Source organism: Paenibacillus sp. YAE3, assembly GCF_057546105.1.
The window spans coordinates 36,762-50,944 of record NZ_BAAIYF010000013.1; the positions used below are offsets into that span (position 1 = coordinate 36,762).

The 14,183-nt window shown below is 55.6% G+C and carries 12 protein-coding genes; 3 read left to right on the forward strand and 9 right to left on the reverse strand.

Annotation, left to right across the window (positions count from 1 at the left end):
• Positions 1–17 precede the first annotated feature (17 nt).
• Together AC27KL_RS22340 and AC27KL_RS22345 are read left to right on the forward strand one after the other, a co-directional pair.
• Positions 18–1,562 carry a DHA2 family efflux MFS transporter permease subunit gene (locus tag AC27KL_RS22340; RefSeq protein WP_339322623.1) on the forward strand — a complete coding sequence of 515 codons (1,545 nt, stop codon included), beginning with the start codon at positions 18–20 and terminating at the stop codon, positions 1,560–1,562.
• A 20-nt stretch (positions 1,563–1,582) separates the two neighbouring features.
• Positions 1,583–1,792, forward strand: coding sequence for a helix-turn-helix transcriptional regulator (locus AC27KL_RS22345; protein ID WP_487171103.1), 210 nt, complete (start codon positions 1,583–1,585; stop codon positions 1,790–1,792).
• A 51-nt stretch (positions 1,793–1,843) separates the two neighbouring features.
• Here the strand turns inward: AC27KL_RS22345 and AC27KL_RS22350 are convergent, their stop codons facing one another.
• On the reverse strand, positions 1,844–3,100 hold the full coding sequence (locus tag AC27KL_RS22350) for an alkaline phosphatase (RefSeq protein WP_487171104.1): 1,257 nt from the start codon (positions 3,098–3,100) through the stop codon (positions 1,844–1,846).
• A gap of 253 nt (positions 3,101–3,353) precedes the next feature.
• On the opposite strand from AC27KL_RS22350, the gene fumC reads away from it, so the two are divergent.
• On the forward strand, positions 3,354–4,742 hold the full coding sequence (gene fumC, locus AC27KL_RS22355; protein WP_487171105.1) for a class II fumarate hydratase: 1,389 nt from the start codon (positions 3,354–3,356) through the stop codon (positions 4,740–4,742).
• Between the two features lie 139 nt (positions 4,743–4,881).
• Here fumC and AC27KL_RS22360 read toward each other — a convergent pair whose 3' ends face one another.
• The 8 genes from AC27KL_RS22360 to AC27KL_RS22395 all read right to left on the reverse strand — a co-directional run bounded on the left by AC27KL_RS22360 (position 4,882) and on the right by AC27KL_RS22395 (position 14,075).
• Positions 4,882–6,102 (reverse strand): MFS transporter, encoded by a 1,221-nt coding sequence (locus tag AC27KL_RS22360; protein ID WP_487171106.1) that lies wholly within the window; start codon positions 6,100–6,102, stop codon positions 4,882–4,884.
• A gap of 164 nt (positions 6,103–6,266) precedes the next feature.
• Entirely contained in the window at positions 6,267–6,854 is a 588-nt protein-coding gene (locus tag AC27KL_RS22365) for a TetR/AcrR family transcriptional regulator (RefSeq protein WP_487171107.1), read from the reverse strand.
• A gap of 241 nt (positions 6,855–7,095) precedes the next feature.
• Positions 7,096–7,251 (reverse strand): hypothetical protein, encoded by a 156-nt coding sequence (locus AC27KL_RS22370; protein WP_197069894.1) that lies wholly within the window; start codon positions 7,249–7,251, stop codon positions 7,096–7,098.
• A 74-nt stretch (positions 7,252–7,325) separates the two neighbouring features.
• Positions 7,326–9,080, reverse strand: a complete 1,755-nt coding sequence (cydC, locus tag AC27KL_RS22375; protein ID WP_487171108.1) for a thiol reductant ABC exporter subunit CydC — start codon at positions 9,078–9,080, stop codon at positions 7,326–7,328.
• Positions 9,077–10,816 carry a thiol reductant ABC exporter subunit CydD gene (gene cydD, locus AC27KL_RS22380; protein ID WP_487171109.1) on the reverse strand — a complete coding sequence of 580 codons (1,740 nt, stop codon included), beginning with the start codon at positions 10,814–10,816 and terminating at the stop codon, positions 9,077–9,079. Before cydD ends, cydC begins: the two co-directional genes overlap by 4 nt.
• Positions 10,816–11,835, reverse strand: a complete 1,020-nt coding sequence (cydB, locus tag AC27KL_RS22385; protein ID WP_487171110.1) for a cytochrome d ubiquinol oxidase subunit II — start codon at positions 11,833–11,835, stop codon at positions 10,816–10,818. The genes cydD and cydB overlap by 1 nt, the downstream gene beginning before the upstream one ends.
• Positions 11,822–13,228, reverse strand: a complete 1,407-nt coding sequence (locus AC27KL_RS22390; protein WP_487171111.1) for a cytochrome ubiquinol oxidase subunit I — start codon at positions 13,226–13,228, stop codon at positions 11,822–11,824. The genes cydB and AC27KL_RS22390 overlap by 14 nt, the downstream gene beginning before the upstream one ends.
• A 361-nt stretch (positions 13,229–13,589) precedes the next feature.
• On the reverse strand, positions 13,590–14,075 hold the full coding sequence (locus AC27KL_RS22395; RefSeq protein ID WP_036706234.1) for a hypothetical protein: 486 nt from the start codon (positions 14,073–14,075) through the stop codon (positions 13,590–13,592).
• Positions 14,076–14,183 lie beyond the last annotated feature (108 nt).

The following is a 14,183-nucleotide window of genomic DNA, read 5'->3' on the forward strand; positions in this document are numbered from 1 at the left end:
GAGGGGGCTTTCCTGCCATGGCAAACGCAAAGGAATTTCATATGGGGCGAACGCTCACCGTCCTGCTGCTGGGAGCTTTTGTCTCCATTTTGAACCAAACGCTTCTGAACGTGGCCATCCCCCATTTGATGAATGAATTCAACGTGTCGGCCACGACCGTCCAGTGGCTCTCTACCGCGTATATGCTCGTGAACGGCGTGCTCGTGCCGGTGACGGCGTTTCTAATCGAATCGTACGGAACGCGCGCCTTGTTCATGTCCGCCATGGGTCTTTTTACCGCCGGGGCGGTCATATGCGCCGTCAGCAACTCGTTCGTGATCATGCTCGTCGGGCGGATCATTCAGGCGAGCGGCGCGGGCATCATTATGCCTGTCGTCATGAACGTGTTTCTGACGGTGTTTCCCCCGGAAAAACGGGGAACCGCGATGGGGACGATGGGCATCGCCATGATGTTCGCCCCCGCCGTGGGCCCGACGCTTTCCGGTTGGATCGTGGAGCATTACACGTGGCGCATTTTGTTCATCATGGTCATCCCGCTTGCCGTGTTGGACATTTTGTTCGCTTTCCGATGGCTGACGAACGTCAACAAGCTGACCAAACCGAAGTTCGATTTTTGGGGAGTCGTCTTTTCCACGCTTGGTTTCGGCGTGCTTCTGTACGGATTCAGCTCGGCGGGAGACAAAGGCTGGACAAGCGGGATCGTGCTTGGCTCGCTGTTCGTCGGGCTCGTCTTTATCGCGTTGTTCGTCGTGCGCGAGCTGAACATGAAGGTTCCGATGCTCGATTTTCGGGTGTTCCAGTACGATATCTTTACGTTTTCCACCATTATCGGCGGCCTGGTCAACATGGCGATGTTCGGCGCGATGCTGCTGCTCCCGATTTACCTGCAAAACATCCGGGGCTTCACGCCGCTTCAGTCGGGGCTGCTATTGCTGCCCGGCGCTTTGCTGATGGGCGTCATGTCGCCGATTTCCGGCGCGATTTTCGATAAGACCGGGGCCAGGCCGCTTGCGATCGTCGGTCTCATCATCACCGCCCTGACGACGTTCGAATTCAGCAAACTGACCACGGACACCACCTTCTCCCACCTGATGCTGCTGTACACGGTGCGCAGCTTCGGCATGTCGCTGATCATGATGTCCGTGCAGACCGAAGGACTCAACCAGCTTCCTCCCCGGCTTGGGGCTCACGGCACGGCCATGTCCAACACGATGCGGCAGGTGGCCGGTTCGATCGGGACCGCGCTGCTCGTGACGGTCATGTCCACGCGCACGACGATTCACGTTGAGCAGGCCGCGGAACTGTATACGCCCAATAATCCGTTTATGGCCGAAAACTTGGCCGCGGTCAGCCAAAACATCTCCGCCACGGCCGGGGTGCCCGCCGAAACCGGATTCGCCCTGGCGCTTCAAGGCGTCATTGGCGTCGTGACCGAAAAGGCAACGATCGAAGGGATCAACGACGCCTTTATCGTGGCGACCTGGATTGCCGTCATCGCATTGGTGTTGTCCTTCTTCCTGCGCCGGGCGCGGAAAGGCAAAAGGGCCAAACCCGCGAAATAATAATCCGGACGCCGGAAGGCTTGGATGACGAAAAACGCTCCCGCATTTGGGGATACCCCCGCGTGCCGGAGCGTTTTTGTATTGCCCAAAGCGGGCGGGACGAAGCCGGTCATGCCTTCATCGACCTCGCAAATTTTATCCATAAGTTCAAAAAAAACGAGGGGCTGACTCCGATCCAATACCGGACCGTCATCCGCGCCGAACGCCCCCGCGAAGAAGCGAGTTTGTAGCGCTTGCCCCTCATACCAACCTGCATTCCGGGAAGGAACGGCAGGTTTTCTTTATTTTTTCACGCCCCATGCTTTCAGGATCGCGTCATGCACATACGTGTTTTCGTGCACGCCCGTAAAGAGCTCCGCGCCGCTTCCCATCGCCGTCAGCGGAATGTCCGCTCCGGTATGTCCGGAAGTCGTCCAATCGACGTAGAACTGCTCTTTTGAGCCGTAAATACTGAACGGTCCGTCCTCTTTTGAAATGCCGTCGCCGGATTCGTCCTTCTCGTCGACGGGCTCGAGCGAAAAGCCGCCGGTTTCATGGTCGGCCAGCACCAGCACGAGGGTGTCCGGGTGCTTTTTCGCGAATTCTTTGGCGACGCCTACCGCTTTGTCCAGCTCCTGTCCGGCTTTGATCGTCAGCTTCGCGTTGTTTTCATGCGCCATTTCGTCGGTGCCTTCCTCTTCAACCATCAGGAAAAAGCCTTTTTTGTTGGTGGACAGCGTATCCAGCGCCTTTTGCGTCATGTCTTTAAGCGAAACGACAGGGTTGTATACGTCCCCTTCGCCTTCCGGATTTTGCTGGAACATCTCCTCGTTGGCGAACAGCCCGAGGATTTTACCGTTTTTCGCCTTTTGCAACTCTTCCTTGCTCGTGACGTATTGGTAGCCGAGTTTCTTCGCATGCTCGACGAGATTGCCTTCCGTGCCTTTGCTTTCTTCCTTAGGATCTTCGGCCGGATGATCTGGGAATTTGCCCGGATTTCCTGCAGGGTACCAGAAATCTTCGCCGCCGCCGAGCAGCAGGTCGACTTTGCTGTTATCCAGATACTGCTTGGCGATTTTGCTTTGCTGCGAACGGTCTTCGACGTGGGCGCCAAACGCAGCCGGCGTGGCGTCGGTGATTTGGCTTGTCGTTACCAGGCCTGTCGATTTGCCGAGGCCTTTTGCTACTTCAAGCAGCGTTTTGGCCGGTTTTTTGTTGGCGTCGACGCCAACCGCGCCGTTATACGTCTTCACGCCGCTGGCGATCGCCGTGGCGGCTGCTGCGGAGTCGGTCACCGCGGACGTGGAGTGGGTACGCAAAAATGCGGAATAAGGCATGTCGTCCATCTGCAGCTTGCCGTTCAGTCCCACCGTGTTCAAACGAATGGCATCGCGCTGGGACGTTCCCATGCCGTCGCCGACGAACAAAATGACGTTTTTCGCTTTGGTCGGCGGCGCCGCGTTCCCTTTCGCTTGAACGGCTCCCCCGGATACGATAAGGCTGGCTGCCGCCGTCAGGCACAGCGCGGCTTGCACGATACTGCGTTTCTTTTTGCTCATCATTATTCCTCCTTCATATCGTTCCTGCTAGGGTTAGTATAGAAGGAAACTATGAAAAGAAATGAAGAGAAATGTAAACGCAATGTTTAATTGCATCCTTTTGCTCGCGTGCTTTCTTTTTTTCAATTTCAACTGGCCGGGAGATTATGATATATTTCATATGGAGACAGGTCCGTTTCTTGCGGCCGGTTTCGGCCCGGAAACGAGCCTTGGAATCGAAATGAACTCACGAGTGGTGAAGGAGGAAATGCAAGTGGAATTCAGAATCGAAAAAGACACCATCGGCGAAATTAAAGTTCCCGCGGACAAGCTGTGGGCAGCCCAAACGCAGCGGAGCTTTGAAAATTTCAAAATCGGTACGGAGAAAATGCCGCTGGAGCTGATCCGCGAATTTGCGATCCTGAAGAAAAGCGCGGCGCTCGCGAATAAAGAGCTGGGCAAGCTGAACGCCGAAAAAGCCGATGCGATCGTGGCGGCGGCCGACGAGGTGATCGAAGGCAAGCTGAACGAACACTTCCCGCTGGCCGTATGGCAAACCGGAAGCGGCACCCAATCGAACATGAACGTCAACGAGGTGATCGCAAACCGCGCCAACCAAATGCTGCAGGAAAAAGGCAGCGAGCAGCGCGTGCACCCGAACGACGACGTCAACAAATCGCAAAGCTCGAACGACACGTTCCCGACAGCGATGCATATCGCAGCCCTGATTGCCGTCGAGGATCAAGTCCTCCCCGCAATCGCGAAGCTGAAGGAAACGTTCCGCACGAAAAGCGAAGAGTTTATGGATATCATTAAAATCGGCAGAACGCATCTGCAGGACGCCACTCCACTTACGCTCGGCCAAGAAATCAGCGGCTGGCACCGGATGCTGGAAAAAAGCGAAGGCATGATCCGCGCAAGCATCGAATCGCTGCGTGAGCTGGCCATCGGCGGAACAGCCGTGGGCACGGGCATCAATGCGCATCCGAAATTCGGCGACATGACGGCGGCCAACATCAGCAAGCTGACGGGCAAAACCTTCACCTCCGCCGCAAACAAATTCCATGCCCTCACCAGCCATGACGAGCTCGTGTATGTTCACGGCGCGCTGAAAGCGCTTGCCGCCGATCTCATGAAAATCGCCAACGACGTGCGCTGGCTGGCCAGCGGTCCGCGCTGCGGCATCGGGGAACTCACCATTCCGGCCAACGAACCGGGAAGCTCCATCATGCCGGGCAAAGTGAATCCGACCCAAAGCGAAGCGATGACGATGGTCGTCTGCCAGGTGATGGGCAACGATGCGGCGATCGGTTTTGCCGCGAGCCAAGGCAATTTCGAGCTGAACGTGTTTAAGCCGGTCATCATTTACAACTTCCTGCAATCGGCGCGTTTGCTGGCGGACGCCATGGTATCCTTCAACGACCACTGCGCGGTCGGCATCGAACCGAACCGTGCCGTCATCGAGCGCAACCTGAACCAATCGTTGATGCTGGTCACGGCGCTGAACCCGCATATCGGCTACGAAAATGCCGCAGCGGTTGCCAAACTGGCGCATAAAGAAGGGCTGACCCTGAAAGAAGCGGCCCTGAAGAGCAACCTGCTCACCGAAGAGCAGTTTGACGCCGTTGTGCGACCGGAGCAAATGATTCATCCGAAAGAATAATACGTTACGGCAATAAATCAGCCCGTCCGGAAAGGACGGGCTTTTGCGGTTGGGCTAAACTTTAAGTGTTTGAAGCTCCTTGGGTATGCCTCCATTCGTTCCGAATCGCTTTGCTGCGGCTAGCCCGCCCGACAAGCGGTTACGCAGATACGCTTCGGCTCTTCCCCGTCAGCGGCTTCCCGTTTCGATTGGCGTAATATCGGGCGAACTTCACGGAGTAAGCCAGCATGTAAACGACCAGCAAGGAAGCAAGGATATTCAGGACGATCAGCGACACGTTCATATCGAAGAAATACGTCAGCACGCCGGTGCCGACGACCGGAACGATAAATCCCGAATATCCGGCGAAATAAAAGGTCGAAACGACCTTCGACCGAGCTTCCGGATTCGGCAATTCCCCGGCCAGGCGCAAACTGACCTGGAACGTCCACCCGCTGCCGAGCGCCTGAATCAAAACGCCCGCCCAGAGCAAGCCGATGCTTCCGGTCGAACCCGAAAAGACGACCAGCCAGGCCCCAAGCGACAGCAAGGCGATGCCGGCGCGCAGACGGTGGACCGGATGTTTGACGAACGGCAGCAGCTGCAGCAGAGCGCCGCCTCCAAGCAGCAGCAAAATCAACAGGCCGGATACCGACAAGTTCGACGAATGAAGGACGCCTTTCACAAATGAAGGAATCAAGGACAGGATGATGCCGTTCAGCGTAAACAATGTAAAAATCGGCAGCGCGCTGAAGGACCAGAACGGACGGCGAATATCGTCGGGAACCCCGAGGGAAATCGGTGCCGGAGGCATTTTTGCAAGCTGCTTGCGAGCCTCGAAGTCCCGGTCTTTTAACGTTTCAAGCGTGATCAGCCCGCTGAGCAAAAACAGAGTCAAGATCCAGAACGGCACCCTGAGCGGCATCAGATGGAGATATTGAATGACTAGCCCGGTTATGGCCGGTCCCAGACCAAATCCGACGGACACCGTCATTCCCGATAACATAAGCGCCTTGCCCGTTTGCTCCTTGGGGGTTTGCTGCAGCAGGAAGGCCACGGACGTTCCCGTAAAGATGCCGTACGCGATGCCTTCCAAAATTCTGGCGGCATAGACCAGCCACGCCTGCTGGCTCCCCATAAAGACAAGCGTGGCGATGATGGATAACCACATACTAAAGCGCAAAACCCTTTTAAGTCCCCAGCCGCTCCCTCTGGACCCGGAAATGAGCAGGGACGGGAGCAAAAACAGCGCATAAACCGCAAATAGAACCGTGATTTGCAGACTGCTTAACCGATAATGCTCCTGATAAAGCGGAAATAAAGGCGAAGTAAACGTCGTCCCGATGGACATCATCAGAATAACCCATAACATGCGTTTCATTGGATTCTCTCCTTTTTTGGAATGTTCGTTCAAGAAAATGAGGCAAAAAAACCGTCTATCGCCCCCACTTTCAAAGATAGACAGACGTATTTTTGCGAATTTCAGAAAAGCGTTATTGACGAAAAAAATACTTGAATGATGGTTCAAAAATTAGTTAAAAAAAATTAGAAGACCGCCGAAACCGCGACTTTGCAAAAATCCTCCATCACGCTGCGATCCGCCGCGTTCCGGGCCATCACGTGCAGCCCCTGCTTGATACCGGACAGGAAACGCGCCAGCTCCCGCGGGCTATGCTTGCCTTTCAGGCAGCCTTTATTTTGAGCGCGCATCAAGAAGCTGAAAAACAACGATTCCGTGTTCATCGCATGCGCCTCCAGGCGCCGCGCCACGTTCGGTACGTTCGCCACCGGCCCGAGCGTCGTATTCGTCATCAGGCAGCCGCGCCCGCGCGCCGCGTTGTTCATCGACACGTCGATCACCTTGGAGAAAAAGCGCTCCAGTTGTTCGCGCGGCGAATCGCTGTCCTCTTTTAAAATATAATTGTAATTTTCGTCCGCCCGCTGGCTGAACCGGTCGAGGCAGGCCAAAAACAGCTCGTGTTTATCCCCGAACGTATCGTAAAGGCTGCCCCGGTGAATGCCCAAATGATCGCATAAATCCTGGATGGAGGTGCTTTCGTAGCCTTTTTCCCAAAATAGCTCCAGCGCTTGGTCGACGGCTTTTTCCTGGTCGAATTCTTTATGTCTGCCCATGGCTTTGCCCTCCTTTTCGTGTCTTATACTATAATTTTTCTTGAACGATAAGTCAAGTATTGGACAGGGGAAGATTGATAAATGGGCTGCAATAAGAGTAGAAGGCAGCAACTGCAATGACAAACAAGGGTGTCCCATCGGTTCATCGACCGGGAGACACCCCTTGTAGCGCGATTTTGCATGTTGAAGTAAACCATGGGTTTAGAACGGCAATATATTTTTTCAAGAAGATCGCCGCCAACTACTCGGATTGCTGCTCGCCGAACGCTTCCTTCGCGTCTTCGACCATTTCCTTCGCGAATTCCTCTCTTTGCTTGTCAGGCACCGGCATTTTGTTCAGCTCGGTTCTTTGCACTTCATATTTGCTCGGCTCTTGGGAATTGTTGTTGTCAACCATTCGATCGCACCCCCTTCGCGTACCATTTTAACCATATATAGGATGCGCGGATTTGGCGATCTTATTCATTCCCTTTACCATCCAAACTCCGGCCGATCAAGCCGGTACAACCGGCGGTACCGTTCGGACGACGCCATCAGCTCCGCATGGGAGCCCCTCATTTCGATGCGGCCGTTTTCCATGAAAATGATTTCGTCCATCTGCTCCGCGCCTGTCAAATGGTGCGTCACCCAGAGAAGCGATTTGCCCTTCATCGTCTCCAGCATGGTTGCCAGCAAATCTCGTTCCGTACGTGGATCGAGCCCTACCGTCGGTTCATCCAGAATGACCACCGGGTTGTTCTGCAGGAGCACCCTGGCCAGCGCGATCCGCTGGCGCTCACCGCCGGAGAAGCGCTGCCCGGTTTCGAGCATCGGCGTTTTGTACCCAAGCGGCAGCGATTCGATCAGCCGATCCAGCTTCACCTGCGCGGCCGCGCCGCGGATTTCCTCATCGGTTGCGTCCCTATTGCCGAGGCGGATGTTGTTTGCCACCGTCGTATCGAACAGATGCGGGTTTTGATTCAGCACTGAAATGACCTGCGGCATCCGGTCGCCGATGGCATAAGCCTCGATTCCGTTCAATCGAACGCTGCCGGACGTCGGCGCCAAAGCCCCTTCGATCAGCTTGAGCAACGTCGATTTGCCTGCCCCGCTGCGCCCGATGATTGCGATCCGTTTGCCCTGCGGCAGGTCCAGGGAGATATCCTGCAGCGCCCAAGGGGAGCGGTCGTCATAACGGTAGCAGAGGTCCTGTACCTTTACATGGACATTCCCCATGTTCAAGCTGCGAATATCCTCCGCCGCCCCGGCATCTCCCTCCTCCTTCGAAGTCCCCGCATGCCAGCTTATCTCGTTCAAACGCTGCAAAGAGCTTTGATACCCCGGGATTTTTTCAATCGCCTCGGATACCGGCAGAAACGCATCCATCATTGGGAACACGACAAGCGTGAACGCGGCGATCAGCACGGCCGGGATGTGCCCGGCGGCGTATTCTCCGGCGGCCCATACCGCCATCGAAAGCACGCAAAGGCCCACCACGGCCTGCCCGATCAGCTGCCGCCAACGCGCCCAGCTTTTGAGCTGGCCGTCCACCCGCGCAGCCTCTTTCGCCGCCGCATCGTATGCGGCCAAAAACTGCCGTTCTCTCCCGCTGATCACCCAATCGCTCATGCCAAGCACGGCGTCGGTCAGCATGGCGTACAGCCCGCTGCGCTGTTTTTTCGCCAAACGGCTTTTCGCCTTGGTGACGAGCAGCGATGCCCATGGCAGGACGACGATAAGCACCAAAAGGTACAGCGCCATCACCAAAGCAAAACGAAGATCGAACCGCCCCAATGCCGCGATCGATCCTATATAAAGCACCAACGCCGCTACGCTCGGGAATACCGTTCGCAAGTATACGTCCTGCAAATATTCGATATCGTCCGCAAGCACGCCCAGCACATCTCCGGTTCGGAACCGGGATGAAATGAACAACGCTTGCGGTTCCAGGACGCGATACAATCGGGTCCGCATCCGGGAGAGGATCCGCAGCACGGCGTCATGGCTGACCAGGCGCTCCACGTAATGGGCGACCGCGCGCCCGATCCCGAACGTGCGCACAAGCACGATCGGTACGTACACCATCAAAATATTTTCCGGCTGCAGCGCCGCCTTGGAAATAAGGAAACCCGAGGTAAACATCAGCATCGCCGCGGTCAGGAGCGCCAGGCAGCCAAGAGCGATAATGACGAGAAAACGGCCAAGATACGCCCGTACATAAGGCCGAAGCCAGCTTTCTTCTCTCATGCGATTCCCTCCCTTTGCGACCGGATCAGTTCATAATAAGCTCCCTTGCGGGAGATCAGCTCCTTGTGCGTGCCGACTTCGGCGACACGTCCGTGTTCCAGCACGACGATCAGATCCATGTCTGGCATCCAGTGCAGCCGGTGCGTCGCGAGCAATACCAGCTTCCCTTCGAACAGCGGCAGCATCGTCTGCTTCAGTTCATATTCGGTCTCGATATCCAGATGCGCCGTCGGCTCATCCAGCAGAATGACGGGCCGTTTGCTGAGAAAAGCCCGGGCCAGCGCCACGCGCTGTGCCTGCCCTCCGCTCAGCTGGCGGCCGCCACCGCCGATTGTCTCCTCAAGGCCATGCGGCAGGCTCCGCACCAACTCGGTCAGCCCGGCCGCAGCGACGGCGCGCTCCACGTCTGAGCTGGATGCTTCCGGCGCATAAAAACGAATGTTATCCGCAAGCGTGCTGCTGAAAATAAACGGATGCTGCGGAATATATGCCATCAGCTTTCTCCATTCTCCCAGCGCCGGGGCATCCAAACGCCGTCCATCCACTGCCACGAACCCTTCGGACGGCTGCAAAAATCCGCCAAACACGTCGATGAACGTGGATTTGCCCGCGCCGCTGGCGCCGATGATTCCGATTTTGCCCGTCCCCCGCAGTTCCAGCGAAAGCTCCCTCAGCGAATAAGGCCCTTCCTGCTCATGCCGTACGGACACTTCCGACAACGACAGGCGGCTTTCGGCCGTCCAGTTCAGTTCTCTTTTTTCCTGACCGTCCATTGGCTCATCCGCGGTCCCGGGAAGCGGCTCCTCGATGATGCTCCGCATGGCGGCCCCGGCTTCCTTGCCGTCCAGCGTGGCATGAAAATCGGCGCCCACCATCCGCACGGGCAAAAAATACTCCGGCGCCAGAATGAGCACCGTCAATCCGGTCACCAGCGCCAGATCGCCGCTGATCAGCCGCAAGCCCAGTCCGACGGCAACGACAGCGACCGACAGCATCGTAAAAAAGTCAAGCGCAAAGGAGGATAAAAACGCCACCCGCAGCGTGCGCATCGTCGCCGACCGGTATCTATCGCTGACCCTGGCGACGCTGCCGATATGCTCCCGGCTTTGTCCAAGCAGCTTCAGCGTCTCCAATCCGCGGAGCGAATCGACGAAGTGGTTGGAGAGCGTGCGGTACGTATCCAGCTGCTTTTCCGTCGTTTTGCGCGCAGCCAGCCCGACCAGGATCAGAAACGCGATCAAGATCGGCATCGCCAGGATCAGAATAATCCCCGACGTGATGTCCTGCATGAAAATATACGCGAGGACGACCCATGGAATGAGCGCCATTCCGGCCATCCGCGGCACGATCAGCTCCAGGTAGTTCCGGAATTTCGCCGTTCCTTCCAGTATGAGCGTGACCAGGTTGCCCGTGCCCTCCTCCTTCGCGAACCTTGGCCCGAGCTGAAACAGCTTCTCCATCACTTGCCGCCGCAGGTCGGCTCCGGTCCGTTCGGCGAAGGCATGGCTCATTTTTTGCTGAACGAAGCCTATGAGATGCCGGGCCAGGAACGCTCCGAAAAACATCATCAATTTATAGTATTGGGTGTGCAGCGGTTCGCCGGCAAAAAGGGCGGAGAGCGCCTCCGCCAGCCATCTTGCCAGCAGGATGATCGACAGGCTTTGCGCAAGCGTTAATGCGAGTGAGGCGGCAAGAATTGGCTTTATCCCTTTATAGCCGAGCAAATTCCGAGCCATTAATATTCCAGATGCCCTTTCTCGTGAACCCGCTTATGGAAGACAAAATAACTCCAGATCTGGTAACCAAGCACGAACGGCAGCAGGGATAAAGCCACGATCGTCATCACTTTCAGCGAATAATGTCCGGAAGCCGCGTTGTCCACCGTCAGGTTGAAGGCGGCGTCGATCGAGCTGATCATGACGTTCGGGAACAATCCGATGAAAAACGTCGCGATCGTCATGGCGATCACCGCCCCGGTCATGCCAAACGCCCAGCCGTCTTTTTTCTTGCCGGAAAACACGACCGCGAGCACGAACGCGATGGCCAAAGTCGCAAGCACGCCCACCAAGATGCCGCCATGAGCTTCAAAAATGCCGGTGTTGAAATACGTCAGCGTAAAGAACGCGACAACGAGTACCGCAAGCGGAACCATCAGGCTGCGGGCCATGCGGCGCGCGCGGGCCTGAAGGTCGCCCGTCACCCGCAGCGTCGCGAACAGCAGGCCGTGCACAAGGCAAAGCACCACCATCGTCAGGCCGCCGACCACGGAATAGAAGTTGACGATATCGCCGAAAAACGAAGCTTTCATTTCCATCGCCCGGTCGATCGGCAAGCCTTGAATCAAATCGGCGAACACGACGCCCAGCAGAAGCGGCGGCAGCAGGCTGCCGATCAGGATGACGATGTCCCATGTTTTTTTCCAGGAAGCCTTCTCCACCTTGCCCCGGTATTCAAAGGCGACCCCCCGCCCGATGAGCGCAAGCAGGAGCAGGACAAGCGGCGTATAAAATCCGCTGAACAGCGTGGCGTACCAGTTCGGAAATGCCGCGAACATCGCGCCTCCGGCCGTCAGCAGCCACACCTCGTTGGCATCCCAGAACGGGCCGATGGAATTGATCAGCACCCGGCGTTCGGTATCGGTTTTCGCCAAAATGCCCGTCGACATCCCGATGCCGAAATCAAAACCTTCGAGGAAAAAGAACCCCGTAAACAGCACCGCGACGAGCACGAACCACAGCTCATTAAGAGATAGCATGGCGGTATTCCTCCTTATCGAATGGATCGCTGGACGTTTCCGCCTGCGTTTCGGCGGCATACGGTCCCTTTTGGATAACGCGGATAAACAGGTAGGCCATCACGACGGCCAGTATGGCATAAATGGCTACGAAGGCGATCAACGAAAACAGCACTTGGCCCGCGGTTACGCTCGGGGACACGCCGTCGGCGGTCGTCATCAGTCCGAACACGGTCCATGGCTGGCGTCCGATTTCCGTCATGATCCAGCCCGACGTATTGGCGATGATCGGCAGCGAAATCGCAAAAACCATCAGGCGCATAAACCATTTGTTGCCGTTTTCCAATCTTTTGCGCGCCGCCAAGTATACCCCGTACATGCTGAGCAGAATGAGCAGCGTACCGCTCGCCACCATGATCCGGAAGCTCCAGAAGGTCGTGCGCACCGGAGGAATATAATCGCCCGGGCCGTATTGCTGCTCATATTGCGCTTGAAGCTCTTTCATGCCCTGCACTTCGCCCGAAAACTTGCTGTAAGACAAAAAGCTGAGCAGGTAAGGGATCTGGAACTCCCCGGTATTTCGCTGGTTTTCCGTATCGATGAACGCCGTCACCGTCCAAGGCGCCGGGTCGCCGCTGTTTTCCCACAGCGCTTCGGTTGCAGCCATTTTCATCGGTTGGGTTTTGACCAGATATTGGGCCTGCTGGTGACCGACAAGCGCCACGCCGATCGAGGAAACAAGCCCGATGACGGTGGCGATCACAAACGATTTTTTGAAGAACTGCACGTCTTGTTTCTTGAGCAGCTTATACGCGCTGACCCCGGCAATGAGGAATGCGCCCGTCATAAACGCGGCCAATATCGTATGCGGGAACTCCAGCAGCAGCTGGCCGTTCGTGATCAGCGCCAAAAAGTCGTTCATTTCGGCCCGGCCGTTGTTGATCGTAAAACCGACGGGACGCTGCATGAAAGAGTTCGCCGCCAAAATCCAAAACGCGGACAGGATCGTCCCGATGGCAACCAGCCAAATGCACAGCGCATGCACTTTTTTCGAAAGCCGTTCCCAGCCGAAAATCCAAAGTCCGATAAACGTCGATTCCATAAAAAAGGCAAGCAGCGCCTCTACCGCCAGCGGAGCGCCAAATACGTCGCCGACGAACCGGGAATACGCCGACCAGTTCATGCCGAACTGGAATTCCTGCAGAATGCCCGTCACGACGCCGATCGCGAAGTTGATCAGGAACAGCTTGCCCCAGAACTTCGCCATCCGTTTGTACTCTTCTTTGCCTTTGACGACGTACATCGTCTCCATGATGGCGATCGTAAACGCCAGGCCGATGGACACGGGCACGAAGAAAAAGTGAAAAATCGTCGTTGCCGCAAACTGAATCCGCGACAGCATAATTACGTCCATTGTTCTTCCCTCTTTCTCATAGTTTTCAAGTTAGAACCCTTGGGCGATGGATTCGAATACCCCATCCTTTTGTTTTCCTCGGCATTTTGCAAAAACCCGGCTTTCGCGCTTCCGGGCTGCAAAATCCCCTTCTTCCTGTATTCTGGCAGAGCATCGGGATTCTAAATGTGATAAATGTCACAATCTTAGGTCCAAAAGCCCACTTATGTGAATTATGTCACAAAATATTAAAAATTTTAGGCATCGCCCCAAACAAAAGGGACCGTCCCAAGCCGCACGCGGCCCGAAAGCAGTCCCTTAATGGTTCGGATTTCCTCTATATCTTCTCGCCCGGACGGCGGGCGTTTCGCGCAAATTCCTGCTAGTCTCTTGCTACGTAATACTTGTTCGTCATGTACCAGGCATCGCCTTTGTCCGTAGCCACTTTGCCCTTCTTCTTGTCCAAAAACACGATCTCGTTGCATTTGGAACAATACCATTTGGTCGTGTAGTACTGGGAATAGGTCGTGTAAGTCGTGCCGCATTTGCAGTCGACTTTGAAGTACACGCGGTTCTCTTCATACGCTTTGGACAGCTGATCGGTATTATCCGATTCCGTGGGGCGGTTGCCTACGGGCTTGATGACTTCGGCGTAGTTGGAGAAACGGTTATGCACTTTGAAATCCGCGACCAGCTCTGGATTAAGGCCGAAAAACTCCTTGCCAATAGCTGTAATGAATTTCGCATCGGTGCGATAGCACTCGATCCATTCCTGAATTTGCTTATTCGATAAAGGTACAGTTCCTTTAATGCCACTATTCAAGGTGTAGGTCATGATGGTCAGGTTCTCATTGTCTTCATAGAACATTAATTCAGAAACCTCCTTATGATTTCATCTATTAATGTACTACTTCTTTGTACCATAATCAAAGTGTGAAATATAGGCAGGAAAGTGCAAATTTTTTTCGCCGGAGCA